21 protein-coding genes are annotated in these 26,122 nt (G+C 65.7%); 14 read left to right on the top strand and 7 right to left on the bottom strand.

The window, feature by feature from the left end:
- Positions 1 to 8 precede the first annotated feature (8 nt).
- Positions 9 to 1,034, top strand: coding sequence for a hypothetical protein (locus FZ029_RS20295; protein ID WP_188051991.1), 1,026 nt, complete (start codon positions 9 to 11; stop codon positions 1,032 to 1,034).
- A 19-nt stretch (positions 1,035 to 1,053) separates the two neighbouring features.
- Here FZ029_RS20295 and FZ029_RS20290 read toward each other — a convergent pair whose 3' ends face one another.
- The 4 genes from FZ029_RS20290 to FZ029_RS20275 form a co-directional block, all read right to left on the bottom strand.
- Positions 1,054 to 2,451, bottom strand: a complete 1,398-nt coding sequence (locus FZ029_RS20290) for a GAF domain-containing protein (RefSeq protein ID WP_149271406.1) — start codon at positions 2,449 to 2,451, stop codon at positions 1,054 to 1,056.
- Entirely contained in the window at positions 2,448 to 2,915 is a 468-nt protein-coding gene (locus FZ029_RS20285) for a hypothetical protein (RefSeq protein ID WP_247892413.1), read from the bottom strand. The genes FZ029_RS20290 and FZ029_RS20285 overlap by 4 nt, the downstream gene beginning before the upstream one ends.
- A 143-nt stretch (positions 2,916 to 3,058) precedes the next feature.
- The gene (locus FZ029_RS20280; RefSeq protein ID WP_149271402.1) at positions 3,059 to 4,135 is read right to left on the bottom strand and encodes a transglycosylase SLT domain-containing protein; all 1,077 of its coding nucleotides are present in this window, start codon (positions 4,133 to 4,135) and stop codon (positions 3,059 to 3,061) included.
- A 230-nt stretch (positions 4,136 to 4,365) separates the two neighbouring features.
- On the bottom strand, positions 4,366 to 4,812 hold the full coding sequence (locus tag FZ029_RS20275) for a hypothetical protein (RefSeq protein ID WP_149271401.1): 447 nt from the start codon (positions 4,810 to 4,812) through the stop codon (positions 4,366 to 4,368).
- Positions 4,813 to 5,110: 298 nt separating this feature from the next.
- Here FZ029_RS20275 and FZ029_RS20270 point away from each other — a divergent pair, with 298 nt between their 5' ends.
- Both FZ029_RS20270 and FZ029_RS20265 read left to right on the top strand, forming a co-directional pair.
- Positions 5,111 to 6,055 carry an AAA family ATPase gene (locus tag FZ029_RS20270; protein ID WP_149271399.1) on the top strand — a complete coding sequence of 315 codons (945 nt, stop codon included), beginning with the start codon at positions 5,111 to 5,113 and terminating at the stop codon, positions 6,053 to 6,055.
- Positions 6,052 to 6,501 (top strand): hypothetical protein, encoded by a 450-nt coding sequence (locus FZ029_RS20265; protein WP_149271397.1) that lies wholly within the window; start codon positions 6,052 to 6,054, stop codon positions 6,499 to 6,501. The genes FZ029_RS20270 and FZ029_RS20265 overlap by 4 nt, the downstream gene beginning before the upstream one ends.
- 183 nt (positions 6,502 to 6,684) lie before the next feature.
- Here FZ029_RS20265 and FZ029_RS20260 read toward each other — a convergent pair whose 3' ends face one another.
- Positions 6,685 to 8,136, bottom strand: coding sequence for a catalase (locus tag FZ029_RS20260; RefSeq protein ID WP_149271395.1), 1,452 nt, complete (start codon positions 8,134 to 8,136; stop codon positions 6,685 to 6,687).
- 154 nt (positions 8,137 to 8,290) lie between these two features.
- Between FZ029_RS20260 and FZ029_RS20255 the strand changes: the two genes are divergently transcribed.
- The 3 genes from FZ029_RS20255 to FZ029_RS20245 all read left to right on the top strand — a co-directional run bounded on the left by FZ029_RS20255 (position 8,291) and on the right by FZ029_RS20245 (position 12,810).
- Positions 8,291 to 9,247 carry a LysR substrate-binding domain-containing protein gene (locus FZ029_RS20255; RefSeq protein WP_348771133.1) on the top strand — a complete coding sequence of 319 codons (957 nt, stop codon included), beginning with the start codon at positions 8,291 to 8,293 and terminating at the stop codon, positions 9,245 to 9,247.
- A 108-nt stretch (positions 9,248 to 9,355) separates the two neighbouring features.
- Positions 9,356 to 11,683, top strand: coding sequence for a glycogen debranching protein GlgX (gene glgX / locus FZ029_RS20250; protein ID WP_149271391.1), 2,328 nt, complete (start codon positions 9,356 to 9,358; stop codon positions 11,681 to 11,683).
- A 56-nt stretch (positions 11,684 to 11,739) separates the two neighbouring features.
- The gene (locus tag FZ029_RS20245) at positions 11,740 to 12,810 is read left to right on the top strand and encodes a putative zinc-binding peptidase (protein ID WP_149271389.1); all 1,071 of its coding nucleotides are present in this window, start codon (positions 11,740 to 11,742) and stop codon (positions 12,808 to 12,810) included.
- A 225-nt stretch (positions 12,811 to 13,035) separates the two neighbouring features.
- On the opposite strand, the gene FZ029_RS20240 is transcribed toward FZ029_RS20245, so the two are convergent.
- The gene (locus FZ029_RS20240) at positions 13,036 to 14,727 is read right to left on the bottom strand and encodes a GGDEF domain-containing protein (protein WP_149271388.1); all 1,692 of its coding nucleotides are present in this window, start codon (positions 14,725 to 14,727) and stop codon (positions 13,036 to 13,038) included.
- Positions 14,728 to 15,197: 470 nt separating this feature from the next.
- On the opposite strand from FZ029_RS20240, the gene FZ029_RS20235 reads away from it, so the two are divergent.
- From FZ029_RS20235 to FZ029_RS20215, 5 genes are all read left to right on the top strand, one after another.
- Positions 15,198 to 16,301, top strand: coding sequence for a TRAP transporter substrate-binding protein (locus tag FZ029_RS20235; protein ID WP_149271386.1), 1,104 nt, complete (start codon positions 15,198 to 15,200; stop codon positions 16,299 to 16,301).
- Between the two features lie 315 nt (positions 16,302 to 16,616).
- A complete protein-coding gene (locus FZ029_RS20230) occupies positions 16,617 to 17,726 on the top strand; it encodes an ABC transporter ATP-binding protein (RefSeq protein WP_149199160.1) in 1,110 nt (369 codons plus the stop codon).
- 68 nt (positions 17,727 to 17,794) lie between these two features.
- Positions 17,795 to 18,841, top strand: coding sequence for an ABC transporter substrate-binding protein (locus FZ029_RS20225; RefSeq protein WP_149271384.1), 1,047 nt, complete (start codon positions 17,795 to 17,797; stop codon positions 18,839 to 18,841).
- A gap of 219 nt (positions 18,842 to 19,060) precedes the next feature.
- Positions 19,061 to 20,311: an ABC transporter permease gene (locus tag FZ029_RS20220; protein ID WP_149271382.1), complete on the top strand. Its 1,251-nt coding sequence runs from the start codon at positions 19,061 to 19,063 to the stop codon at positions 20,309 to 20,311.
- Positions 20,308 to 21,138, top strand: coding sequence for an ABC transporter permease (locus tag FZ029_RS20215; RefSeq protein WP_174756996.1), 831 nt, complete (start codon positions 20,308 to 20,310; stop codon positions 21,136 to 21,138). Before FZ029_RS20220 ends, FZ029_RS20215 begins: the two co-directional genes overlap by 4 nt.
- A 35-nt stretch (positions 21,139 to 21,173) precedes the next feature.
- On the opposite strand, the gene FZ029_RS20210 is transcribed toward FZ029_RS20215, so the two are convergent.
- Positions 21,174 to 21,740 (bottom strand): cupin domain-containing protein, encoded by a 567-nt coding sequence (locus FZ029_RS20210; protein WP_149271380.1) that lies wholly within the window; start codon positions 21,738 to 21,740, stop codon positions 21,174 to 21,176.
- Positions 21,741 to 21,957: 217 nt separating this feature from the next.
- Here FZ029_RS20210 and FZ029_RS20205 point away from each other — a divergent pair, with 217 nt between their 5' ends.
- From FZ029_RS20205 to FZ029_RS20195, 3 genes are all read left to right on the top strand, one after another.
- Positions 21,958 to 23,418: an NAD-dependent succinate-semialdehyde dehydrogenase gene (locus FZ029_RS20205; protein ID WP_188051990.1), complete on the top strand. Its 1,461-nt coding sequence runs from the start codon at positions 21,958 to 21,960 to the stop codon at positions 23,416 to 23,418.
- 34 nt (positions 23,419 to 23,452) lie between these two features.
- Positions 23,453 to 24,742: a 4-aminobutyrate--2-oxoglutarate transaminase gene (gene gabT / locus FZ029_RS20200; RefSeq protein WP_149199157.1), complete on the top strand. Its 1,290-nt coding sequence runs from the start codon at positions 23,453 to 23,455 to the stop codon at positions 24,740 to 24,742.
- 148 nt (positions 24,743 to 24,890) lie between these two features.
- Entirely contained in the window at positions 24,891 to 26,093 is a 1,203-nt protein-coding gene (locus FZ029_RS20195) for a CaiB/BaiF CoA-transferase family protein (protein ID WP_149271378.1), read from the top strand.
- The last annotated feature ends 29 nt before the right edge of the window (positions 26,094 to 26,122 follow it).

The raw sequence follows: 26,122 nt of genomic DNA, 5'->3' as shown, positions 1-26,122 counted from the left end.
GGCGCATCATGGCGAAGAAGGACGGAGTCAACGGCAAGGGCGGCCAGTTCAGCGGGACGCCGGCCGACCGGCTGGTCCGGCTGTGGCGCAACAACGACGAACGCTTCGGCGCCCTGCTGGACGAGGTTCTGGACGGCAACCGCCAGGGCGTGATCGAAGCCGCGCTGGGCAAGCTGCGCGAGGAGGAAGGCTACGACTTCATGGACGAGGTCGAGGCATTCTCCGAAACGGCGCAGAGCACCGACGAGCATGGCGACCCGACCCTGTCGACCCTGTTCTGGGTGGCGCTGGAGGTCGAGGGCCGGCTGGACGAGCCGCCGTCGGTCGATGCCATCGAACGCGCGCTCGATTCGGCCGGGCTGCTGGAAAAGGCGGCCGACATGCGGCTACTGCCGCTGTGGCTCGATCCGGAACCGCTGTCCTATCTCGAGGCCGCCGACCGCCGGACCCTGCTGCGCCGCCTGATCGACTCGCCCGAGGCGGCGGAAGCCTTCGTGCGCGAGCAGGATCTGGTCGCCGCCCCCGACGACATCGGCACCCGCCTCGTCGGCGTCGTCGGTCTGGTGATCGAGGAGGATGCCGAGCAGGACGGCGAGGCGATGCCCGACCCGCTGAACCTCGGATTCTCCGGCGAGGGCGAGGAGCTGGAGATCGACCCCATCGAGCAGGAGCGCATCCGCCAGTCGATGGCCGCGTTCGCCGAGGCGGTCGCCACCGCCGACCCGCGGGTGAAGCGCTGCGAGCCGGTCGGCGGGCTGAACGACCTGCTGGACTTCACCGCCGAGGGCGTCTGGCCGGACGACGTCGTGGCCAGCTTCGACGAGGTCAACGACTTCCTCGACATCGCCGGCAACGAGACCGGCGACGGCGTCCTCGACGTGACGGCCGAGCAGACGGCGGAGGGACTGCAGGTGCGCGCCTACAACTCCGACGGCGTGCTGATGGACGAGCGCAGCTTCGACCTGACCGGCGAGCGGGCGGAAGAGGCGGTGGCCCTGATGAAGCGCCGCTGCCGCCGCGTCACCGCGGGCTAATCCGCCTCTCCCGGCCCCCTCAGCTCATCTCCTCCAGCCGCAGGGGCTTTTCCACCACAAGGCGGAAACGGCCCCTGCCGGTCTTCTCGATGCGCAGGCAGCCGCAACGGTCGGCCAGCCGGCGCTGCAGCAGGATCAGCCGCGCTTCCAGATTCTCGGCGAGGTCGGGCAGCGGGATGTCGGGCGCCAGCCGCAGTTCGCGGTTGGTGAAGTCGGTGCGGCCCAGCGCGGTGTGGTCGCGCACCAGCTTCCACAGGATGGCGCCGGCCACCCCCTTGATCAGGTAATCATGGTCGAGGAAGACGCTGTCGTCGCTGGCGTAATGGCGCACGGTGATCGGGTCGCCGATGGCGGGTGGCGTGACGGCCGGTGTCGGCGCCTCTTCGGTCTCCGCGCCATGGGCGGGCGGCAGGCCGCGCATCAGCGCACCCAGCTGTGCGGCCAGCGTCGCCAACGCATCCTCGTCGTCATAGGTGAAGCGCATCTCCTGGGCGCTTTCCACGAACAGCACGCCGGCCAGTTCGCCGCACGCCCCGGGATGCGTCAGGTAGTGCGCCAGGATCGGCACCGCCAGCTGGCTGTGCGGCCGGTCCAGTCCGGGGAAGGGGATCTCGCGCGCGACGGCCGCCGCGGTCCCTTCCCGCATCGCCATGCTGTAGGCGACGTCGGTGGTCATGTGGGTGATGCGGATCGGCACCCGCTCGCGCGCCGCCATGCCGATCACACCGTCGCCGGGCGCCACCTCCCAGCCGATGCCGCTGCCGCGCCCTGCCGCCTCATAGCCCAGCGCCGCGACGGTGAACAGCCGGCCGCTGGCGGCGTCGGGCAGCAGGATCAGCGCATGCTCCACTCCGAACAGGTTGCGCAAGGCGGCGATGGCGCGGTCGAGCAGGTCGGACAGGTCGGCGGCGCCGCGCAACCCCTCGCAGGCGCGCCGGACCGCCGACAGCAGGCTGCGCGGCCGGACCGGAGCGGGCAGGGGACAGCCGCCCGGCACCGCCTCGATCGCCACCACCCGGAACAGGTCGGCGCCGCGCAAGCGGAACACCTCCGCCATCCCGACATGGGAGGCGATACCCGACAGTTTCGCCTTCATGCTCTCGAACAGCGGCCCGTCCGTCTCGGTGCGCAGATAGGCCAGCCGCAGCCGGTACTGCGCCCCGGTTGCCGGGTCTATCACCTCCAACTGCGCGTCCGGATTGGCCAGGATGTTGGCGCGCGTCTTGTTGAAGAACTGATAGGACAGGGCGATGTGGCCGGGATCGACGTAATGGACCTGCGACAGCTGCGACACGTTCGGCGTTCCCTCGGCGTCCGCCGTGGCGATGGTGCCGGGGATCACGCCCTCCAGACAGGTCCGGATGGCATCCAGGGTAAGAGCGTCGTGGGGCAGGGGGCGGGGCAGCGGGCCGCTCATGCCGGGATCCGCTCGCCGGCCTTCGGCCCCGGCGTCTGGTCGAAGACGTCGGCAGGAGCCAGATGCAGAGCAACCAGATCGGCCGGATCGAACTCCATCACCGCCCGGACGAAGGCTTCGGTGAATCCCATCCCGGCCAGCTCGGCGATGAAGCCGTCGATGTAGGGGCCGGGCAGCGCCGACTCTTCGACGGTTGGTGCCGCCACCGAAGCGTTGTCGTCCTTGATCTGAATGGACCGGTGGGTGCTGGGTTCGGTGAAGACCACGGCCAGCCGCCCGGTCCCGGCAATGGCGGCGACCAGCGCGGCGTTGGCACGCCCGTCGATCAGCACGGTCAACCGCTTGCCGCCCGGCGACACCCGCGCCGCCACGGCCCGCGCGACCAGCGGACGGCCATCATGGTCGCTGGTCGCGACATTGACGCTGAGGCTGCGGTCCAGGAAGCGCCGGACCGTCTCGTCCAAACCCCTCTCCCGCCGCATGTCCCGCCGCTCCGAATTGCCGACCGGCCGTCAGCATAGCGCCGCCGCCGGCCCGGCGGCAAACCAACCGAAGGCGATCCAACCGATGGGCGTCATCCTTCGGCGAGTGATGCCGCGACGAGCGCTCAGGCCCCCGGCGCCACCACGAAACAGGCCATGCCGATGTTGACCAGCCCGCTGCAGGCGCTGGCCGCATCCTGCTGCGACAGGCCGGACAGGCGGGCGCGGTAGAGCGGCCCGGTCTGGGTGTCCACCGCCTGGACGATCCGTTGCGAGCGCGTCAGCACCGGCATGGAGTTGCGGGCGCGGTCGATCACGCGCTGGCTGTCGTCGGGAGAGCGGAAGGCGCCGAGCTGCACCGTCCACACCCCGCCGCCGGCGGTCGCCGCCCCGCTCATCGTCGCCACCGGACGCGGCGCCGGAGCATCCGGAGTCGAGGTATCGGGCGCCACCACCCGCACCGCCGGTGCCGGTGCCGGCGTGGGCGTAGGAGAGGGCAGGGCGGCCACGGCGATCGGCGGCCGGCTCGCCACCGGGCGGCTGCTGGCGGGAGGGGTGTAGGAAGGCGCCGGGTTGACCGGGGCCGAATAGGAGGATGACGGCCGGGCATAGGGCGAACCGTAATCCGGCGGCGAATCGGACGACGGCGCGCTGACCAGCACGATGTCGGCGCCGTTGGGCGCCGGGGTGCGGTTCAGCCGCGGCCCGACAGATGCGATGTAGCGGCGCGTCTCGCCCGGCAGGCCGCGCTTGCCGGCCAGATAGTCGCCGTAACAGCCGGGACCGCAGTTGTAGGCGCCAAGGAAGCCCGGCGCGCCGAACAGGTTGTACATCTCGCGCAGATAGGCGGTGCCGGCGATGATGTTGTCATGCGGATCGAAGGGGTCGGAGCCCAGATTGTGCTTGCGCCGCATTTCTTCATAGGTCGCCGGCATCACCTGCATCAGCCCCATGGCGCCGGCCTTGCTGACGATGGGCTTGCCGTTGACGGTGGTGCGCCCGCCGCTTTCCTGGCGGATGACCTCGCGTATCCACAGCTCCGGCATGTCGAAGCGCTTGGAGGCTTCCGCGACATGCGCGTCGATTTCCTCCGGCGAGGCGACGCGATGTGTGCCCCCGCCGCTGGCGCAGGCGCTCAGCAGGGCAGTCAAGGCGGCGCAGGTCAGCAACGGCTTCAGGCGACGCACGGAACCCCCGGTCATCGTTCAGTTCAATCGTTTGGATAAGCCCGATTTGGAGGTACCGACCTTTGCACATTCCCGGCCCGCCGTAAACCGTCCCAGCTGTGACCTTCGACGCGGCCGGAGAACGCGGGAGGGGAGGGGGCTTTCAGTCCTTCGGACGGACAAGCGGCCGTCCGGGTATCTGCCGTCCGGCACAGCCTATGCCGGGATTTCCCTTGCCTGGGTTTTAGGCCTCGGTAAATCGGCGATCAGCTCTCGCGATCGTCATCCGGGTCGCGGCGGGTGGTGAGTTCGCGCATCAGCCGTTCCTTGGCGGTCTTGCGGCTCGGCCGGCTGCCGCCGCGCCCGAACAGCCCGCCCAGCAGGCCGCCGGCTTTCGGTTCCTCCTCCGGTTCCTCGGCCATCTGGGCGCGTTCCGCCTCGCGCCGGGCCAGCATGGCGGCGCGGTCGACCAGCGGGTTGCGCAGCCGGTGCGGCAACGCCTTGAAGGCGAGGTTGGCGCGTTCCAGGTCGGCCAGATCCTCGGTGGAGCGGGCGATGCGCAGCGCCACCCGCAGCAGGTCGAGCCGCCACGCATCCTCCGGCGCATGCGGCAGCGTCTCCGCCGCCGCCAGCAGGGTATCCAGCCCCTTGCCGGTCAGCGCGCTGGTGGATCGTTCGCTGCTGGATTTTTCGGTGTCGCGGTCCCGTCCCATTCCGTCATCAATGCTGTCGCGCTGAAGGCGGACTTTAGGACGGCTCGACAGGATTTGTCTGCCCCCATGCGGAGACCACACCATTCGGGTGGGGATGATTGCCTGCCTTGTGGCAGCGAGCGTTGATCGCACTAGCGCGCGAGACGTATCCTGATTAAAATAGCCCAACATAAGGCGGCAATGTAAATGATTGGAGGTGATCTGCCTGCTGCGATCGATTCTTTGGAAAACGCCGCCCTTCGCAGGGCGTCGTAAGAATAATGGCAAAATAATATCTCAAATTAGGAGAGCGTTAATAATGAAAGTCGTTTCTGTTATTAACTTTAAAGGCGGCGTTAGTAAGACCACGTTGTCCTTTCATCTGGCTTGCTTTCTTGCTCGATCTGCTAAAGTTTTGCTAGTTGATATTGATCATCAGTCTAGCTTGTCTCTCGTTGTTCTAAAATCAAAAGCTTGGCAAGGTTTGGTTGGAGAAGGAAAAACTATCAACCGCGTATTTGAATCGTACTCCAACAGGCACGTTCATATGCCTGGAGAAGAGATCGTGTGCAAGAGTCCTATGCAAAGAGGACCCGCTATCAACCTTTATCCAAGTCTCCATTTGGCTCCTGCGCAGTTCGAGCTAGATGATACAGAAATTGACCTAGCTTCGACTTTCTTTAGTAATCCCACGCTATCAGACTGGGATAAACGGACTTTATTGGCAACATGGTTGGACTCTATTCGTGCAGGTGAAAAATATGATTATATAATTTTTGACTGCCCTCCAGCTACAAAAATTGTTAGCCAAAATGCTTTAGCCTGCAGTCACGGTTACATTATTCCAGTAATTCCTGATGAATTGTCAAGTCGTGGAGTTACGCATTTTACTTCTCTCGTGCGCACGAAGATTGATGAAAAATTAGAATATCTTCGACAGTCTGCGCGTGTGCCTGAAAACATTACTCCTAAGGCTTATGTTCCAGTTACTAAGCTTGCTGCGATTGTACCATCGCTGGTAAAGTCAGCAGGGAATGCCGCATCCGGTATGACTAATATTCATACTGAGCAGCTTGCCGCATTACATCGCCAGTGGAAGGGCGCTGTACTAGGAACAGTTGGCAAGCACTACATTGGTGTTCCTGAAGCGATGAACGCTGGAATGCCTGTGTGGAACTATTGGGGGAGTAATGCAAAGAGACAGGTCAAGAACATGATGACCAACATATGTACCGAACTGAAAAACCGTATTGATGCGCTATGAAAGACGAACAGAAAGCAATTGCTAATTTTAGGGCCGTTGTCAGAATGCTTGACCTTCAGCGCAAGATTCTGGCTGAGGCCCATGCTGACCAAGGTCTGAGAGACACTTTTAGCATGCTCATACAGCATCTCAATGGAATGTCCGAGGCTCAGATCTTACGCGTTGTCGGTGGCCGGCAATACCGAGATGCAGTTAAGTTCAGCAAAGCGGATGCCATTTCTAAAGCGGCAACAATGACATTGGATGTTATCGAGCAAGTTCTTGCCGACGAAAAGGCGACGCGAGTCCAGCTAGAAGCCATTGCGGTTGGCCGTTTTCAGGTTCCAAGCGGATCGCTTAGAAGCTTAAGAAATATAGAGCTATTGAGAAATAAGATACAAACACTTGTGCAAAACGAACGTGCTCATGAAGCTATCAGTTCAGTCGCGAGAGATACTAAATTCTAATCCACTCTATCTGAGTATAGAGCTTAAAGAAAAGCCCTCCCCCCGTCGCCGGGAAGAGGGCCGCAAGTCAGTCGGGGAAATGCGCGGCTGGATGCCGGCAAGCATGCCGACGCCCAGGGGGATGGGCGCGGCATCTCGAAGCCGGCCCCTCCGCAACCCAGCGGAAGGACCGGAAAACTCACCTCACTCCGCGGCCTGCGCCACGGTCAGGCCCAGCCGCTTGGCGACGCCCTCGCCATAGGCCGGGTCGGCGGCCAGGAAGTGCTTCAACTGGCGCTGCTGGATGAACAGCGGGGCCTTGCCCAGGCTGCCGGCGATGTTGTCCATCAGCCGGTCCTGAGCCTCGACGCCGATCAGCCGGAACAGAGCGCCGGCCTGGGCATAGTCGTCGTTGCCTTCGCGGTGGTCGTAGGTGGCGGCGTCGCCGCTGATGCGCAGCGGCGGCTCGCTGGCGACCCCGGTCTGGGCCGGGCCGCCGAAGCTGTTCGGCTCGTAGTTCGGCCGGCCGCCGCCGTTGCCGTCGACCCGCATCGCGCCGTCGCGCTGGTAATTGTGCACCGGGCAACCCTGCGGCTTGTTGACGGGGATCTGCGCATAGTTGCCCCCCAGACGGTAGCGGTGGGCGTCGGCATAGGCGAACAGCCGGCCCTGCAGCATCTTGTCCGGGCTGAAGGAAATGCCGGGCACCACGCTGGCCGGGCTGAAGGCGGCCTGTTCGGTCTCCGCGAAGAAATTCTCCGGGTTGCGGTTCAGCACCAGCTCGCCGATCTCGATCAGCGGATAGTCGGCATGCGGCCACACCTTGGTCAGGTCGAACGGGTTGATGCGGTAGGCGTCGGCCTCGGCCTCCGGCATGATCTGCACCGAGACGGTCCAGGCCGGGAAGTCGCCGTCCTCGATCGAGGCGTAGAGGTCGCGGGTGGCGTGGTCGGGGTCGATGCCGCCCATCGACGTCGCCTGCTCGGCGGTGAAGTTCTCGATGCCCTGGCGGGTCTTGAAGTGGTACTTGACCCAGAAGCGCTCGTTCGCCGCGTTGATCCACGAGAAGGTGTGGCTGCCGAAGCCGTCCATGTGGCGATGGCTGCGCGGCGTGCCGCGGTCGCTGAACAGGATGGTCAGCTGGTGCATCGTCTCCGGCGACAGCGAGAAGAAGTCCCACATCGCAATGGGATCCTTCAGGTTGGTGGCCGGGTTGCGCTTCTGGGTGTGGATGAAGTCGGGGAACTTCAACGGATCGCGCAGGAAGAAGACCGGCGTGTTGTTGCCGACCAGATCGTAGTTGCCCTCTTCCGTATAGAACTTCACCGCGAAGCCGCGCGGGTCGCGCTCGGCATCGGCGGAACCCTTCTCGCCGCCGACGGTGGAGAAGCGCAGGAAGACCCCGGTCTCCTTGCCGACCGAAGACAGGAAGGCGGCCTTGGTCCATTGCGTCACGTCGCGGGTGACGCGGAAGGTGCCGTAGGCGCCGGCGCCCTTGGCATGGACCACGCGCTCCGGAATGCGTTCACGGTTGAAATGGGCCAGCTTCTCGATCAGGTGGAAATCCTGCAGCAGCAGCGGACCGCGCGGCCCGGCGCTCAGCGAATTCTGGTTGTCGGGAACGGGCTGGCCGAAGCTGGTGGTCAGGGTGCTCATCGGGGTCGTCCTCTCCAGGGGCGGTGTGGCGCGATGCGGCGCCGCTGTCTGTGCGCCATCATTGTCTCTCCCCTGGTTATCCAGCGTCTTGAACGATATATCCAAGACATAGAAGGAAATGCACCAATAGGCTTCACCTATGAATCTGTCCGGCTTGTCCCTGCGTGACCTGGAATATGTCGTCGCCGTCGCCGAGCTGCGCCATTTCGGCCGCGCCGCCGAACGCTGCGCCGTCAGCCAGCCGTCGCTGAGCGCCCAGATCCGCAAGCTGGAGGAAGCCCTCGGCCTGTCGCTGTTCGAGCGGACCAGCCGCAGGGTGCTGCTGACCCAGCGCGGCGAGGCCATCGTCGCCCAGGCCCGCACGGTGCTGGAGGAGGCGCGGCGGCTGCTGGCGCTGGCCGACGGATCGGACGGGGCGCTGACCGGCCGGTTGCGGCTGGCGGCGATCCACACGCTCGGCCCCTATCTGTTTCCCCACATCCTGCCGGCGCTGCGCTCGACCTGGCCCGACCTGACCCTGATCCTGTCGGAAGGCCGCACCGACAGTTTGCTGGAGGAACTGCGCGACGGCCGGCTCGACGCCGTGCTGCTGGCCCTGCCGGCGGAGGGCGACGGGCTGACGGCCGAACCGCTGTTCTTCGAACCCTTCCTACTGGCCCATCCCGCCGGCCACCGCCTCTGTGCCGCGCCCGGCCTGTCGCTGAACGACCTCGACCCGGCGGAGCTTCTGTTGCTGGAGGAGGGGCACTGCCTGCGCGATCAGGCGCTGGCCGCCTGCGGTCTCAGCGCGCGGGGCGGCGGCGTCCACGCCACCGGGCTGGAGACGCTGCGCCACATGGTGGCGGCGGGGGCCGGCTGCACGCTGATGCCGGTCCTGGCGGTCAAAGGGGCGGCCAAGGCCGAGGATGGCCGCGCCGCCACGGTCGGCGGGCTGGTGGGTTATCGCAGCTTCGACCGCACTGCCGACGGGCCGCGCCCGCCCGGCCGCGTCATCGGTCTGGTCTGGCGCGCCAGCGACCCGCGCGACCGTGGCCTGCGCCAACTGGCGGACCTGCTGCGCCGCGACCTGCCGGCCGGCACGGAGCCCGTCCTACCCCGAACGGATGACTGACGAGGGGACGGAACAAGCGCCCATCGGCCGGGTTGTAGGCTCCGCCTGCTCTCCTCACTGTTCAGGGGACAGGTTTGACCTTCGATACAGGCGGAGAAACGGGCGATCATGGCAAATATCCTGAGGCAAGCGACCAGGCTCGGGGAAGGATTGCCCTTTCCGCTGGGCGCGACGTGGGATGGGCTCGGCGTCAACTTCGCCCTGTTTTCCGCCAACGCGACGAAGGTCGAACTGTGTCTGTTCGATGAAAGCGGCGAGGAGGAGCTTGAGCGCATCGAGCTTCCCGAATTCACCAACGAGATCTGGCACGGCTACCTGCCCGACGCCCGTCCCGGCCTGCTCTACGGCTACCGCGTGTACGGCCCCTACGAGCCGGAGAACGGCCACCGCTTCAACCCGAACAAGCTCCTGCTCGACCCCTATGCCAAGGAGCTGGTCGGCGAGATCCGCTGGAACCCGGCCCATTTCGGCTATGTGATGGAATCGGGCGACGACCTGACCTTCGACGAGCGCGACAGCGCGCCCTTCATGCCGAAATGCAAGGTGATCGACCCCGCCTTCACCTGGGGCCGCGACCATAAGCCCGGCACCGCCTGGGACCGCACCATCTTCTACGAAACCCATGTGAAAGGCTTCACCAAGCTGCACCCGGCGGTGCCCGACAGCCTGCGCGGCACCTATGGCGGCTTGGCGGTGAAGGAGGTGGTCGACTACATCAAATCGCTCGGCGTCACCTCGGTGGAACTGCTGCCGGTCCATGCCTTCGTCCAGGACCAGCATCTGGTCGACAAGGGTCTGGCGAATTACTGGGGCTACAACTCCATCGGCTTCTTCGCGCCCGAACCGCGCTATGCCGCATCGGGCAACGCCATCAAGGAATTCAAGGAGATGGTGGCCCATCTCCACAATGCCGGGCTGGAGGTGATCCTCGACGTCGTCTACAACCACACCGCCGAGGGCAACGAGCGGGGGCCCACCCTGTCCTGCAAGGGCATCGACAACGCCTCCTACTACCGCCTGATCCCGGACCAGCGGCGCTACTACATCAACGAGACGGGGACCGGGAACACCGTCAATCTCAGCCACCCGCGCGTCCTGCAGATGGTCACCGACAGCCTGCGCTATTGGGCGACCGAAATGCATGTCGACGGCTTCCGCTTCGACCTCGCCACCATCCTCGGCCGCGAGCCCTACGGCTTCGACGAGGGCGGCGGCTTCCTCGACAGCTGCCTGCAGGACCCGATCCTGAACAGCGTCAAGCTGATCGCCGAACCGTGGGACTGCGGCCCCGGCGGTTATCAGGTTGGCAATTTCCCGCCGGGCTGGGCGGAGTGGAACGACCGCTACCGCGACACCGTCCGCGCCTTCTGGAAGGGCGACGAGGGCAAGCTGCCGGAGGTGGCGCCGCGGCTGTGCGGCTCGGCCGACCTGTTCGACAAGCGCGGGCGCAAGCCCTGGGCCAGCGTGAACTTCATCACCGCCCATGACGGCTACACGCTGAACGACCTCGTTTCCTACAACGACAAGCACAACGAGGCGAACGGCGAGGACAACAACGACGGCCACTCCCACAATCTGTCCTGGAACCATGGGGTGGAGGGGCCGACCGACGACCCGGAAATCAAGACGCTCCGCGAACGGCAGAAGCGCAACATGCTGGCGACGCTGCTGCTGTCCCAGGGCTCGCCGATGCTGCTGGCCGGCGACGAGTTCGGCAACACCCAGCATGGCAACAACAACGCCTATTGCCAGGACAACGAGACGGCTTGGCTGAACTGGGACGGCATCGACGAGGACGGGCAGGCGCTGATCGAGTTCGTCCGCCGGGTCATCGCGGTACGCCAGTCCTTCCCGATGCTGCGGCGCGGGCGCTTCCTGTCGGGCGAGTACAATGCCGAGTTCGACATCAAGGACGTGACATGGTTGACCCCCACCGCTGACGAGATGGACGAGAGCCATTGGCACGACGGCAACGCCCGCTGCATGGGCATGCTGCTGGACGGCCGCGCCCAGGCCACGGGCATCAAGCGGCCGGCGATGGACGCCACGCTGCTTCTGGTCATCAACGGCCATCACGACGTGGTTGGGTTTACCCTGCCCGAGGTGACGGGCGGCAACGTCTGGCGCTGTCTGGTCGACACCAACCTGCCGGACCCCGACGAGGCGCCGCGCGTCGACACCGGGGACACCTATATGGTGACCGGCCGCTCGCTGCTGCTGCTGGCGCTGGAACCGGAAGGCAAGACCTCCTTCGCGCTCCGCCGCGCCGCCCACGCCCTGCGCAACGTCGCCGAAAGCCCGACGCTGTCCTTCGGCGAGGAGACCACGGAAGAGGAGAAACCGGCTGAGCCGGTCGAGGTGAAGGAACCGGTGAAAGAACCGGTAAAGGTGGAAGCGGCTGCTGCGGCAAAGCCCGAAGCGAAGAAACCCACCTGATTCGACGCCAAATCGCCCTCTCCCGAGGCGGGAGAGGGCAATCAGGATCCCCCGCCATGAAACTCTTCGAATGCCAGAACTGCCACCAGCCGCTCTATTTCGAGAACACGCTGTGCGAGCGCTGCGGGCACCGGCTCGGCTATCTGCCGGATGCGGGGACCTTGTCGGCGCTCGACCCCACCGACCGTGACGGGGTGTGGAGCGCGCTCGCCACCCCCGAACGGCTCCACAAATTCTGTGCGAATGCGGAACTCGACGCCTGCAACTGGATGCTGCCGGCCGACTCCGCCGAAACCCACTGCGCCGCCTGCCGGCACAACCGCACCATTCCCGACCTGTCCGACACCGACAACCTGACGCGCTGGCGCAAGCTGGAACTGGCCAAGCACCACCTGTTCTACACGCTGACCAACCTGAACCTGCCTTTGCAGACCCGGATCGAGAATCCGGAGGAAGGTCTGGCCTTCGACTTCCTGACCGACACCGTCGCCGCCGACGGCACGGTGACGCCGGTGCTGACCGGCCATGCCAACGGCCTCATCACCATCAACGTCGCCGAAGCCGACGATGCCGAGCGCGAGAAGCGCCGCACCGAGATGGGGGAACCCTACCGCACGCTGCTCGGCCATTTCCGCCACGAGATCGGTCATTACATCTGGGACCGTCTGGTGCGCGACGACCCGGCGTTGCTGGAGCGTTTCCGCGCCCTGTTCGGCGACGAACGGCAGGACTATGGCGAGGCGCTGAAACGCCATTATGCCGACGGCGCGCCGGCCGACTGGCAGGCCAATTTCGTCAGCACCTATGCCACCGCCCACCCGTGGGAGGATTTCGCCGAGACCTGGGCGCATTACCTGCACATCGTCGACACGCTGGAAACCGCCCGCGCTTTTGGCCTGCGGGTGCGCCCACGCATCACCGAAGGGGCGGAACTGGAGGCGGAGGTCGACTTCAACCCCCACAAGGCCCGGCGGATCGAGGATCTGATCGACCTCTGGCTGCCGCTGACCTACGCGGTGAACAGCCTGAACCGCAGCATGGGCCAGCCGGATCTCTACCCCTTCATCCTATCCGCGTCGGTGATCGAGAAACTCGGCTACATGAACGGGATGGTGCGGGGGCTGTAGAGCCGTCAGGCCCCCATTACCCCTCTATGGCATTCCCACATTTCCAGGCATTGGCAAGCCTTTGGAATCAAAAGAACTTTTCGTCATCCCCGCGAAGGCGGGGATCCAGAGTTTCCAGTGCGGGTACTCGCGAAATCTGGATTCCCGCCGTCGCGGGAATGACGGCCGAAGAAGTGATTTATCCCAATATTTTACATGCCGCCGAGATGTGTGAATGCCATAGCATCACCCCTCCGCCCCCACCACCGCCCGCACCCAGCGCACCGCGCGGTTGCGGCCGTCGCGCTTGGCCTTGTAGAGCGCGGCGTCGGCATGGCGCATCACCGTCGCCATGTCGCTGTCATCCTCCGGCCAGCAGGCGATGCCGATGGAACAGCCGACGCGGACCATCTCGCCGTTGAACGACACCGGTTCGTTGACGGCGGCGATGATGCGTGACGCCAGTTCCTCGGTGTCGGGAGCCGGGCGGCCGGCGCGGCGGGGAAGCACGGCGGCGAACTCGTCGCCGCCCAGCCGGGCGACCACGTCGTCGTCGCGGAAGATGCTGGCCAGCCGGCCGCCGATCTGGCGCAGCACGGCGTCGCCGGCATCGTGGCCCAGCCGGTCGTTCACCGGCTTGAAGCCGTCCAGGTCAATGTACATCACCGTCGCCAATCCGCCGCCGCTGCCGGTCGACGCCTCGACATACTGTTCGAAATAGCGCCGGTTCGGCAGTGTGGTCAGCCGATCCTCGTAGGCGATGTCCTCCAGCCGCATCAGGGCGGCGTCCTTGTTGGTCAGGCTGTCGACCATCTCCCGCAGCGCCACCGACAGCCGGCGGATCTCCGCCGCACCGCCGACGTCGGGGATCGCCACGCCGCGCTCGCCCTTGCCCATGCGCTCGGCGGCGTCGGCGATGGCGCCCAGCGGCCGGGCGATGCGTCCGGCGGCGAACCAGCCGATGCAGCTGAACAGCAGGGCCAGCATCGCGCCGGACCCGATGATCGTCGTTCGCAGGCGGTTGGTTTCGGCATAGACGATGTCGGCCGGCTGGCGGGCGACGACGGTCCAGCCCAGCCCCGCGTAATCGTGCAGCCCTTTGCCATGGGCCACGCCGGTGACATAGGTGACCCCGTCGGGCCAGACCTCGCTGCTCCAGCCGTCGCGCAGCCTGGCGGTCAGCGTCGGCACCGGCAGGGGCTTGCCGACCGCCGAATCGGGACCGATCAGCACGGTGCCGTCGGCCGACAGGATATAGAGCGTCAGCCCCTTGTGGTCGGACAAGGGCTCGATCAGCTGCCGGATCGAGGCGTGGGCCCACTCCCAGCTGTAATGGGCGGCCAGCACGCCGACCGTGGTGCCGTCCGCCTTCTGCAGCGGGGCGGACACGTCGACGAATTTCGGCGTTTCGCCCACCAGGTACTGCACCTTGCCGCGCAGGGCCACCGCCTCGTGCACATCACCGACGAACAGGCCCTTCATACCTTCCTGATGGACCGGCCGGCTGGCGATGTCGGCCCCCAGCAGCAGCCCGTTGGAGGCGGCCACCACCCGCCCGTCGGCATTGGTCATGCCGATCCAGGCGATGGTGGGGTCGCGGCGCTTCAACTCGTCGATGGTCGATTGCGCCACCGCCGGATCCTTCAGCGCATCGATCCGCGACAACGCGGCGATCTGGTTGGCACGCGCCCACATGGTCGAATCGAGCTGTCGCGCCAGCGATTGCGCCAGCCCGGTCATCGAATTGCCGATCTCCTTCGCCAGCGCGTCCGCGGCGCCATTGCCGACGACCAGCCCCTTCACCAGCGTCGATCCCAGCAGCAGAACGGCCACGGTGACGGCCACGGTCATCCGCAGGCCGATGGCCCGGCGCGGAACACGGATGGCGGCAAAATGGTGTCCGGCAGTCCGGCCGCTTGGCTGTCCAAGGGGCGACATCGTGGCAAGATCCTTATCAAGCGACCCCGGACAAGCCGGATGGGAGACGATCAGTGCAGACACTGTATCATCCCAGCCCTTTATAAAGGGTCAAGCGGAACCGTCGCGATGCAATTACAATGTAGGAGGGAAAGGCGCGCAGCGTTCGGCACGCCTCGGACGTACGTCAGGCAAAAAAGTTTGCGAAGCTGACTTTCAGCGTATTGCGTAAAAGAGAAAAGGCCGCTAGCTATACGGCCGCGGCCCGAGTTTAGGGAGGAAACGCCTGAAAGGCGATCGAAACAATAAATAATGCTGCGTCGCCGAAGATCCAGCCCGTTGCGGCTGGATTTTTCGTTTTTGCCGCAAGGTTCTGCCGCGAGCTTCATCCCCACAAACCGCACCGCCCCGGCGGAAGGGGGATTCCCCAAATGGTTGGTTGCGCTATCATGTCAGCCCAACGAACCATACAGTCGGGAAGAATCTTCATCATGAAACGGCGTGCGTTCCTCTCCAGCGCCGGTGTCGGCCTTGCCGCCGCCGGAACCGCCGCGACCATCGCGGCTCCGGCCATCGCCCAGACCTCCCAGCCGGAGATCAAGTGGCGCATGGCGTCGAGCTATCCCAAAAGCCTCGACACCATCTATGGCGCGGCGGAGTTCATCGCCAAGCGGGTGTCCGACGCCACCGACGGCAAGTTCCAGATCCGTACCTTCGCGGCGGGTGAGATCGTGCCGGCGCTCCAGGTGCTGGACGCGGTGCAGAACGGCACGGTCGAGTGCGGCCAGTCGGCGGCCTATTTCTATGTCGGCAAGGATCCGACCTTCTGCTTCGACACCGCCATGCCCTTCGGTTTGAACACGCGCCAGCACATCGCCTGGATGATGCATGGCGGCGGGCTGGAGCTGATGCGGGAGGTGTTCAAGGATTACAACATCCACCACATCCCGGCCGGCAACACCGGGGCCCAGATGGGCGGCTGGTTCCGCAAGGAGATCAAGAGCCTGGAGGATCTGAAGGGTCTGAAGATGCGCATCGGCGGTCTGGTTGGCCAGATCCTGACGCCCTTCGGGCTGGTCCCGCAGCAGCTCGGCGGCGGCGACATCTATCCGGCGCTGGAACGCGGCACCATCGACGCGGCCGAGTTCGTCGGCCCCTACGACGACGAAAAGCTGGGGTTCCACAAGGTCGCCAAATACTACTACTACCCCGGCTGGTGGGAGGGCTCGGCCCAGATCCCGCTGATGTTCAACATGCAGGCCTGGGAACAGCTGCCGAAATCCTACCAGACCATCCTGGAACAGGCCTGCTGGGAGGCCAACAGCTGGATGATCGCCAAGTACGACACGCTGAACGCCTCGGCGCTGAAGCGGCTGGTCGGCGGCGGCGCCCTGCTGCGCCCCTTCCCGCGCGACATGATGCAGGCCTGCGAGAAGGCGGCGTTCGAATTTTACGACAAGCTCGCCGCCAGCAACCCGCGCTTCAAGAAGGTCTATGACGGCTGGAAGCCCTTCCTGGAGCAGGAGCGGCTGTGGTTCCGCGTTGCCGAGAACGGCTTCGACAGCTTCGTATACAGCCAGTCTGCGCAGCGCTGAGTCGGGCAGAGGGAGGCGGGTCGCCTGCGGCGATTCGCCCCTCCTTTCGCGGAAAACACTGATTTTCACGCCGGCGTATGTCCGCTATCTCGATCATCGGCCTTCTCAATCGCACGCGAATGGAGCACACTGCCGGTCTAAGCGTGGGCATCGCCTTCGCAGTTGCACAAAATTTCAGCAAACCGTTGAATTGATCACGACATAGTCATTCCTCTTGTCTATTTTCTTAAACGCGTGGTACCGTCAGGGACAGAAAGACGGACCGGACCGGGGTGGCGTACCCGGATCCAGGTCGCCTGTGACGGGAGCGGACGGATGGACGGCGGGATGATCGCGACGACAGATACCCTGGTGCGCTTTTCCGGGGTGCAGAAGACCTACGATGGCGAGCATCTCGTGGTGAAAAGCCTCGACCTCGACATTCGCAAGGGTGAATTCCTGACGCTGCTGGGGCCGTCGGGGTCGGGCAAGACCACCACGCTGATGATGCTGGCCGGGTTCGAGGTGCCGACCCATGGCGACATCTTCATCGGCGACCGGCCGATCAAGAACACGCCGCCGCACAAGCGCGACATCGGCATGGTCTTCCAGAACTACGCCCTGTTCCCCCACCTGACGATCGAGGAAAACGTCGCTTTTCCGCTGTCGGTGCGCGGCGTTCCGAAGGCGGAGGTCAAGGAGCGGGTTCGGGCTGCGCTCGACATGATCAAGCTCGGCAACCTCGCCGGCCGCCATCCCGGCCAGCTGTCGGGCGGCCAGCAGCAGCGCGTGGCGCTCGCCCGCGCCCTGGTCTTCAATCCGGCGCTGGTGCTGATGGACGAGCCGCTGGGCGCGCTCGACAAGCGCCTGCGCGAGCATATGCAGTTGGAGATCAAGCGCCTGCACGAGACGATGGGCCTGACCGTCGTCTACGTCACCCACGACCAGGGGGAGGCGCTGACGATGTCCGACCGCATCGCGGTCTTCAACGACGGCATCGTCCAGCAGATCGACCGGCCGGACGCGCTGTACGAGCGGCCGGTGAACAGCTTCGTCGCCAACTTCATCGGCGAGAACAATGTTCTGAGCGGCGTTGTTGAAAATATCGAACAGGGCTGGGCGCGGGTCGCGCTGGATGCCGGCGGTTCGGTGGTGGCGCAGGCGGTGAACATCGGCGGCGCCGGCAACCGCACCTCGCTGTCGCTCCGGCCGGAGCGCGTCGCCATCGAAACCGGCGACAGCGGCGACAGCGACATGAACCGGCTGCCGGCGACGCTGACCGACCTGATCTATCTCGGCGACCACACGCTGGCGGTGCTGAACACGCCGGCCAACCCGGAATTCATGGTCAAGCTGCCGGCCGGCTCCTATGCCGGTCTGTCGCCGGGCCAGGATGTCTACATCGCGTTCCGCCCGGAGGACTGCCGGGCGCTCGATCCGGTCTGAGGACGTGGTTCCTCGGCGCCAGGATGCCTTTCAGCAACAACAACCACGACGAATAAGGACGGGGAATCATGTCGAAGATTAAGGTGGCTCTCGGTTTCGCTGCGACCTTCACCGCCCTCACGGCCCTGGCTTCGGCCGCAAGCGCCCGCGACCTCACCGTCGTGTCGTGGGGCGGCGCCTATCAGGACGTCCAGAAGAAGGTGTATTTCGGTCCGTTCAAGGAGACCGGCACGCCGATGAACGACGAATCCTGGGACGGCGGCGTCGGCGTCCTGCGTGCCAAGGTCCAGGGCGGCGCCTCCACCTGGGACGTCGTGCAGGTCGAGAGCGAGGAACTGGCGCTGGGCTGCGACGAGGGTCTCTACGAGAAGCTCAACTATTCCAAGATCGGCGGCGAGGACGCCTACCTTCCGGCCACCGTCAACGCCTGCGGCGTCGGCGCCATCGTCTATGACTTCGTGCTCGGCTACGACAAGGACAAGCTGAAGGACGCGCCGAAGAGCTGGGCCGATTTCTTCGACACCAAGAAGTATCCGGGCAAGCGCGGCCTGCGCCAGGGCGCCAAGACCACGCTGGAAATCGCGCTGATGGCCGACGGCGTGGCTCCGGCCGACGTCTACAAGGTGCTGGGCACCGAGGCCGGCGTCGACCGCGCCTTCAAGAAGCTCGACACCATCAAGAACGACATCGTCTGGTGGAAGGCCGGCGCCCAGCCGCCGCAGCTGCTGGCGTCGGGCGAAGTGGCGATGACCTCGGTCTATAACGGCCGCATCGACGCCGCCAACAAGAACGAGAAGAAGAACTTCGGCATGGTGTGGAACGGCGCGCTCTACACCATCGACAGCTGGGTGATCCTGAAGGGCAGCCCGAACCAGGAGGCCGCCTACAAGTTCCTGAACTTCGTCGGCAAGGCGGAGAACCAGGCCAAGCTGTCCGAAGGCATCGCCTACGGCACGTCGAACAAGAAGGCCCCGTCGCTGCTGCCGAAGGCGGTGCTGGCCGACCTGCCGACCGCGCCGGACAATATGAAGAACGCGATCGAGATCAACACCGACTTCTGGCTGGAGAACATCGACCGCCTGACCGAACGCTTCAACAAGTGGGCGGCCAAGTAAGTACTTTGTTGTGAGTATCCCTCTCCCGTCCCGGGAGAGGGAAGGGGCCCGCCGCAAAGCGGTGGGAAGGGTGAGGGGCACCGCAAGAATCCCGAACCGCATGGTTCCTTGGATCACCCCTCACCCGGCGCCTTCGGCGCCACCCTCTCCCGGGGCGGGAGAGGGGATGGTGCACAGTCGCGTAAGCACCCACTGCGTCTTCTCAACAGGACAATGCCGATGACAGCCGCCTTCGTTGCCGGCGCCGACGTGCCGTTGAAGCGTCGATTGAAACGGGCCGAGCGGGCCCGGCAGTTCCGTGCGCTGGGCCTGGTGCTGCCGCTGCTGGCCTTCCTGCTGTTCACCTTCGTCGTGCCGCTCGCCGGCATGATCTGGAAGTCGGTGGACGACTGGGAGGTGCCGCAGGCGATGCCGCAGACCGTGGCGGCGCTGGAGCGTTGGAACGGCCAGGGCCTGCCCGACGAGGCCGCCTTCGCCGCGCTCGCCGCCGACATCCGCACCGCGCACGATGCCGGCACGCTGGCCGTCGCCGCCAAGCGGCTGAACTACATCGTCAACGGTTATCGCACCACGCTGCTCTCCACCGGCCGCAAGCTGAAGGAGCAGCCGGCTCCCGGCACCGCCAGGGAGACGCTGATCGGCATCAACCCGGCCTGGGGCGAGCGCGAGAGCTGGACCGCGATCAAGAGCGCCAGCGGCCCGGTCACCAGCTATTACCTGCTGGCCGCGGTCGACCTGACGCACAACGCCGACGGCGCCATCGTGCACGCCCCGGCGGACCAGTCGATCTACCGAGAGGTGTTCATGCGCACCTTCGAGATCGGCTTCGGCGTCACGGCGCTGTGCCTGATCCTGGGCTTCCCGGTGGCCTATCTGCTGGCGAACCTGCCGACCGGCCGGTCGAATCTGCTGATGATCTTCGTGCTGCTGCCCTTCTGGACCTCGCTGCTGGTGCGCACCTGCGCCTGGATCGTGATCCTGCAGAGCGAGGGCATCGTCAACGGCTCCCTGCAATGGCTGGGCGTCATCGACGAGCCGATGCGGCTGATATACAACCGCTTCGGCGTCTACATGGCGATGACCCATGTGCTGCTGCCCTTCATGATCCTGCCGCTCTACAGCGTCATGCGCGGCATCTCGCCGGCCTACATGCGGGCCGCCGCCTCGCTCGGCGCGCCGCCGGCGACCGCCTTCCTGCGCATCTACCTGCCGCAGACCATTCCCGGAATCGGCGCCGGCTGCTTGCTCGTCTTCATCCTGGCCATCGGCTACTACATCACGCCGGCGCTGGTCGGTGGGGCCGCCGACCAGATGATTTCGTCCTTCATCGCCTTCTACACCACGGAAACGGTCAACTGGGGCCTCGCCTCGGCGCTGGGGGCGGTGCTGCTGCTCTCCACGCTGGTGCTGGCGGTGGTCTACGGCAAGCTGGCGCTCGGCCGCCAGACGACGGGAGGTCTGAAGAATTGAGCGCGAACCATTCCCCCCAAACCGCCAGCCAGCGCCTCGCCTGGATCGCCACGATCGTCGCCTCCACGCTGGTGTTCATCTTCCTGATGGCGCCGATCCTGGCGATCGTGCCGCTGTCCTTCAGTTCCAGCACCTACCTGACCTATCCGCTGCCGGGCTTCTCGCTGCGCTGGTACGAGGAATTCCTCAATTCGGCGCGCTGGATGAATTCGCTGAAGAACAGCTTCATCATCGGCATATCGTCGGCCATGCTGTCGATGGCGCTGGGCACGCTCGCCTCGCTGGGTCTCGCCCAGTGGAAGAGCAAGTGGAAGCCGCTGATCCTGGCCGTCGTGCTGTCGCCGATGGTGGTTCCGGTGGTCATCACCGCGGTCGGCGTCTATTTCTTCTTCGCGCCGCTGGGGCTGACCGGCAACTATCTCGGTCTGATCCTGGTGCACACCGCGCTGGCGACGCCCTTCGTCGTCATCACCGTGTCGGCGACGCTGCAGAGCTTCGACATGACGCTGGCGCGCGCCGCCGCTTCGCTGGGGGCGCCGCCGCTGCTGACCTTCCGCAAGGTGATCCTGCCGCTGATCCTGCCGGGTCTGGCGTCGGGCGCGCTGTTCGCCTTCGCCACCAGCTTCGACGAGGTGGTGACGGTGCTGTTCCTCGCCGGGCCTGAGCAGCGCACCCTGCCGCGAGAGATGTTCAGCGGCATCCGCGAGAACATCAGCCCGACCATCACCGCGGTGGCGGTGGTGCTGACGGTGATCTCGGTCTTCATGCTGTCGACGCTGGAAATCCTGCGCCGGCGCAACGAGCGGCTGAAGGGGAACGTGGGGTAGGGGAGTGGTCGCGGGAGGGGAAATCCTCCCGCCCCTCACAGATACGGCGGCGTGCAGGCGCTGATCAGCTCGCACTCCACCTCGCCGACGTTGCGGAACCGATGCGGCACGCGGCTGTCGAAGAAATAGGCGTCGCCGGGACCGAGAAGCTGTTTGCGGTCACCCACCGTCAGCTCGATCTGTCCCCTGATGACGATGCCGCCTTCTTCGGATTCGTGCTGCAGCATGGTGCGGCCGGTGTCGGCGCCGGGGGCGTAGCGTTCATGGAGGATTTGCAGGTTGCGGCTGCGCAGGTCGCCCACCTGCCGGAAGGAAACCCGGCCGACGGTGCCCTTCAGCTCATCGGCCAGTTCGATCAGCTCGTCGCCCTTGAAGAAAATCTGCTCGGGCGGCGGCAGATCGTCGGAGGAGAAGAATTCGGCCAACGTCATCGGGATGCCCTGAAGCACCTTGCGCAGCGACGACACCGACGGGCTGCTGCGGTTTTGTTCGATCAGGGAGATCGTGCCGTTGGTCACTCCGGCCCGCTGGGCGAGCGCCCGCTGCGACAGCCCGTGCTGTTCGCGGATCTGCTTCAACCTTGCGCCGACGTCGAATTCCATCACCGGACTCCTGCTCCACATCCGTTAAGGCAATAGCCCATTCGCGCAACCCCGTCATCAGAATATGAACAGCTAAACAGGGGTTGTTTAATTTATTAAACATGGTAGGCTTCTGTCCAAGGTCCAGGCCCCCGCGAAGGAAATCCTTGATTGGCAAGGAAATTTCCACCGGGCGCGGCCGGACGGTTCCATAATCTTCATGCAGGGCGGATCGAACATGCTGTCGCTGAACGACCAGGGCCTTCTCCGAACCAAGGGCTACGTGAACGGTGCGTGGCGCGCGGCCGATTCCGGGAAGACCTTCCCGGTCACCAACCCCGCCACCGGCGCCGTCATCGCCGAAGTGTCCGACATGGGCGCCGCCGAGACGCGCGAGGCGATCGACGCCGCCAACGCCGCCCTGCCGGCGTGGAAGGCCAAGACCGCCAAGGAACGCGCGGCCATCCTGCGCCGCTGGTACGACCTGATCCTCGCCGCCCAGGAGGATCTGGCCCAGCTGATGACCGCCGAACAGGGCAAGCCGCTGGCCGAAGCGCGCGGCGAGGTGGTCTATGGCGCCTCCTTCATCGAGTGGTTCGCGGAGGAGGGCAAGCGCGCCTACGGTGACGTCATCCCCAGCTTTGCCGCCAACAAGCGCATCGTCGTCCTGAAGGAGGCCATCGGCGTCGTCGCGGCGATCACGCCGTGGAACTTCCCGAACGCCATGATCACCCGCAAATGCGCCCCGGCCCTGGCCGCCGGCTGCACCGTGGTGGTCAAGCCGGCCGAGGACACCCCGCTGTCGGCGCTGGCCCTGGCCGAACTGGCGGAGCGCGCCGGCATGCCGGCCGGTGTCTTCAACATCGTGATGGGCAGCGAGCCGGCCGCCATCGGCAACGAGCTGACCCACAGCCCGATCGTCCGCAAGGTCAGCTTCACCGGCTCGACCGAGGTCGGCAAGCTGCTGATGCGGCAGGCCGCCAGCACGGTCAAGAAGGTGTCGCTGGAGTTGGGCGGCAATGCCCCCTTCATCGTCTTCGACGACGCCGACCTGGACGAGGCGGTCAAGGGCGCGATGGCGTCGAAGTACCGCAATGCCGGCCAGACCTGCGTCTGCGCCAACCGCCTGCTGGTGCAGGCCGGCGTCTATGACGCCTTCGCCGCCAAGCTGGCCGAAGCCGTCAAGGCGCTGAAGGTCGGCGACGGCGCCGAGCCGGGCGTCACCCAGGGTCCGCTGATCAATGCCGACGCCGTCGCCAAGGTGGAAGAGCTGATGGGCGACGCGCTGGAGAAGGGTGCCAAGGTCGCGCTCGGCGGCAAGCGCCACGCGCTGGGCGGCACCTTCTTCGAGCCGACGATCCTGACCGGCATCACCACCGAGATGCGCGTCGCCCGCGAGGAGATCTTCGGCCCGGTCGCCCCGCTGTTCAAGTTCGAGACGGAAGAGGACGCCATCCGCATGGCGAACGACACCGAGTTCGGGCTCGCCGCCTATTTCTACAGCCGCGACATCGGCCGCGTCTGGCGCGTGGCGGAAAAGCTGGAATACGGCATCGTCGGCATCAACGAAGGCATCATCTCCACCGAGGTGGCCCCCTTCGGCGGCGTCAAGGAGTCCGGCATCGGCCGCGAAGGCTCCAAGTACGGCCTCGATGATTTCATGGAAGTCAAATATCTCTGCGTCGGCCTCGGCGCCTGACCCTCCCCAAGGGTAAGTCAAAGGAAAACAGACCATGAGCACCAACCAGTCCTTCGTCGCCCGTCGCGAGGCCGCCGTCTCCCGTGGCATTTCCGCCGGCATGCCCTTCTACATCGACCGCGCTGAAAACGCCGAGATGTGGGACATCGAAGGCAAGCGCTTCATCGACTTCGCCGGCGGCATCGCCGTGCTGAACACCGGCCACCGCCACCCGAAGGTGATGGAGGCGGTGAAGGCGCAGCTGGAGCGTTTCACCCACACCTGCGCGATGGTCACGCCATATGATAGCTTCGTCGAACTGGCGGAGAAGCTGAACGCGCTGGTCCCCGGCCCGACCCCGAAGAAGACCGCCTTCTTCACCACCGGCGCCGAGGCTGTCGAGAACGCCGTCAAGGTCGCCCGCGCCGCCACCGGCCGTCCCGGCGTCGTCGCCTTCTCCGGCGGCTTCCACGGCCGCACGCTGCTGACCATGGGCCTGACCGGCAAGGTCGTGCCTTACAAGGTCGGCTTCGGTCCCTTCCCGGCCGAGATCTTCCATGTGCCGTTCCCCAACGCCTATCGCGGCATCAGCGAGGCGGAGAGCCTGAAGGCGCTGGACAATCTGTTCAAGTCCGACGTCGATCCGGCCCGCGTCGCCGCGATCATCATCGAGCCGGTGCAGGGCGAGGGCGGCTTCAACATCGCCAGCCCGTCCTTCCTGCAGGCGCTGCGCGCGGTCTGCGACAAGCACGGCATCGTCATGATCGTCGACGAGATCCAGACCGGCTTCGCCCGCACCGGCAAGATGTTCGCCGTCGAGCATGCCGGGATCGAGCCGGACCTCGTCACCATGGCGAAGAGCCTGGCCGGCGGCTTCCCGCTGTCGGCGCTGACCGGCAAGGCGGCACTGATGGACGCCCCGATTCCCGGCGGCCTGGGCGGCACCTATGCCGGCAGCCCGCTGGCGACCACCGCCGCCCTGGCCGTCATCGACGTCATCGAGGAAGAGAAGCTGATCGAGCGCGCCGAAAAGCTTGGTGAGCGCATCGCCGGCCGCTTCCGCACCATGGCCCAGCGCAACAGCCTGTCGGTGATCGGCGACGTCCGCAACCTGGGCGCGATGGTCGCCATGGAGCTGGTGACCGACCGCGAGACCAAGGAACCGGCCGCCGACCTGACCAAGGCGCTGGTCGCCAAGGCGGCGGAAAAGGGCCTGATCCTGCTGTCCTGCGGCACCTACGCCAACGTCATCCGCATCCTGGTCCCGCTGACCGCCTCGGATGCCCTGGTCGACGAGGGCCTGGACATCATCGAGCGTTCCCTGGAAGAACTGGTGTCGGCGTAATAGCTCCCTCCCTTGCGAAGCGGGGGAGGGAAGGGGCCCATGGCATCGCCATGGGAAGGGTGGGGGCAAGGGGCGTCCAGACACGGACCCCCACCCCGACCCTCCCCCGCTCCGGCGGGGGAGGGAGAACCAACAGGAGGAAGACACCTTGGCCGGACCCTTGTCGCACATCCGGGTGCTGGAGCTGTCGCGCGTGCTGGCCGGGCCGTGGTCGGCGCAGACGCTGGCCGATCTCGGCGCCGACGTGATCAAGGTGGAACGGCCGGGCGCCGGCGACGACACCCGTGCCTGGGGTCCGCCCTGGGCCGGCGACCAGTCGGCCTATTTCCTGTCGACCAACCGCGGCAAGCGGTCGATCACCATCGACTTCGAACGGCCGGAAGGGCAGGAGCTGGTCCGCAAGCTCGCCGCCCAGGCCGACGTCGTCATCGAGAATTTCAAGGTCGGCGGGCTGGTCAAATACGGCCTCGACTATGAAAGCCTGAAGGCGGTCAACCCGCGGCTGGTCTATTGCTCGATCACCGGCTTCGGCCAGACCGGGCCATACCGCAACCGCGCCGGCTACGATTTCATGATCCAGGGCATGGGCGGGCTGATGAGCATCACCGGCCTGCCCGACGGCGAGCCGGGCGGCGGCCCGGTCAAGGTCGGCGTTGCGGTGACCGACATCTTCACCGGCCTCTACGCCACCATCGGCATCATGGGCGCGCTGGCCCACCGCGACCGCACCGGCGAGGGGCAGCAGGTCGATCTGGCATTGCTCGACGTCCAGGTGGCGGTGCTGGCCAACCAGGCGATGAACTGTCTGGTCGGCGGCAAGGCGCCGCAGCGGCTTGGCAACGCCCATCCCAACATCGTGCCCTATCAGGCTTTCGCCACCCGCGACGGCTACATCATCCTGGCGGTGGGCAACGACGGCCAGTTCGCCAAGTTCTGCACGGTCGCCGGCCGTCCCGATCTGGCGAAGGACGAGCGTTACGCCACCAACCCGGCCCGCGTCGCCAACCGCAAGGAGCTGGTGGCGCTGCTGGAGGAGCTGATCCGCACCCGCGACAGCCACGACTGGCTGAGCGCGCTGGAGCAGGTCGGCGTGCCCTGCGGCCCGATCAACGACCTGACCGCAGTCTTCGAGGACCCGCAGGTGAAGGCCCGCAACATCCACCAGGATCTGCCGCACCCGACCCAGGGCAGCGTGCCGACGGTGGCGAGCCCGATCCGCTACAGCGGCACTCCGCTGGTCCACGACACCGCCCCGCCGACGCTGGGCCAGCACACCGACACCGTGCTGGCGGAGTCCCTTGGCCTGAGCGGGGCCGATATCGCCGCCCTGCGCGACAAAGGCGTGATCTGACCGCCGGATCGACGTGCCGGAAAGCGAGA

This window comes from Azospirillum sp. Sh1, assembly GCF_008365135.1.
GTDB classification, from domain to species: domain Bacteria; phylum Pseudomonadota; class Alphaproteobacteria; order Azospirillales; family Azospirillaceae; genus Azospirillum; species Azospirillum oryzae.
This window is presented reverse-complemented; position numbering and strand designations above follow the sequence as displayed.

What these genes read in the sequence shown, in the direction of transcription:
- FZ029_RS20295 (WP_188051991.1), top strand. Translation starts at nt 9, where the DNA reads ATGGCGAAGAAGGACGGAGTCAACGGCAAGGGCGGCCAGTTCAGCGGG.
- FZ029_RS20290 (WP_149271406.1), bottom strand. Translation starts at nt 2,451, where the DNA reads ATGAGCGGCCCGCTGCCCCGCCCCCTGCCCCACGACGCTCTTACCCTG.
- FZ029_RS20280 (WP_149271402.1), bottom strand. Translation starts at nt 4,135, where the DNA reads ATGACCGGGGGTTCCGTGCGTCGCCTGAAGCCGTTGCTGACCTGCGCC.
- FZ029_RS20275 (WP_149271401.1), bottom strand. Translation starts at nt 4,812, where the DNA reads ATGGGACGGGACCGCGACACCGAAAAATCCAGCAGCGAACGATCCACC.
- FZ029_RS20270 (WP_149271399.1), top strand. Translation starts at nt 5,111, where the DNA reads ATGAAAGTCGTTTCTGTTATTAACTTTAAAGGCGGCGTTAGTAAGACC.
- FZ029_RS20265 (WP_149271397.1), top strand. Translation starts at nt 6,052, where the DNA reads ATGAAAGACGAACAGAAAGCAATTGCTAATTTTAGGGCCGTTGTCAGA.
- FZ029_RS20260 (WP_149271395.1), bottom strand. Translation starts at nt 8,136, where the DNA reads ATGAGCACCCTGACCACCAGCTTCGGCCAGCCCGTTCCCGACAACCAG.
- glgX (WP_149271391.1), top strand. Translation starts at nt 9,356, where the DNA reads ATGGCAAATATCCTGAGGCAAGCGACCAGGCTCGGGGAAGGATTGCCC.
- FZ029_RS20245 (WP_149271389.1), top strand. Translation starts at nt 11,740, where the DNA reads ATGAAACTCTTCGAATGCCAGAACTGCCACCAGCCGCTCTATTTCGAG.
- FZ029_RS20240 (WP_149271388.1), bottom strand. Translation starts at nt 14,727, where the DNA reads ATGTCGCCCCTTGGACAGCCAAGCGGCCGGACTGCCGGACACCATTTT.
- FZ029_RS20235 (WP_149271386.1), top strand. Translation starts at nt 15,198, where the DNA reads ATGAAACGGCGTGCGTTCCTCTCCAGCGCCGGTGTCGGCCTTGCCGCC.
- FZ029_RS20230 (WP_149199160.1), top strand. Translation starts at nt 16,617, where the DNA reads ATGGACGGCGGGATGATCGCGACGACAGATACCCTGGTGCGCTTTTCC.
- FZ029_RS20225 (WP_149271384.1), top strand. Translation starts at nt 17,795, where the DNA reads ATGTCGAAGATTAAGGTGGCTCTCGGTTTCGCTGCGACCTTCACCGCC.
- FZ029_RS20220 (WP_149271382.1), top strand. Translation starts at nt 19,061, where the DNA reads ATGACAGCCGCCTTCGTTGCCGGCGCCGACGTGCCGTTGAAGCGTCGA.
- FZ029_RS20210 (WP_149271380.1), bottom strand. Translation starts at nt 21,740, where the DNA reads ATGGAATTCGACGTCGGCGCAAGGTTGAAGCAGATCCGCGAACAGCAC.
- FZ029_RS20205 (WP_188051990.1), top strand. Translation starts at nt 21,958, where the DNA reads ATGCTGTCGCTGAACGACCAGGGCCTTCTCCGAACCAAGGGCTACGTG.
- gabT (WP_149199157.1), top strand. Translation starts at nt 23,453, where the DNA reads ATGAGCACCAACCAGTCCTTCGTCGCCCGTCGCGAGGCCGCCGTCTCC.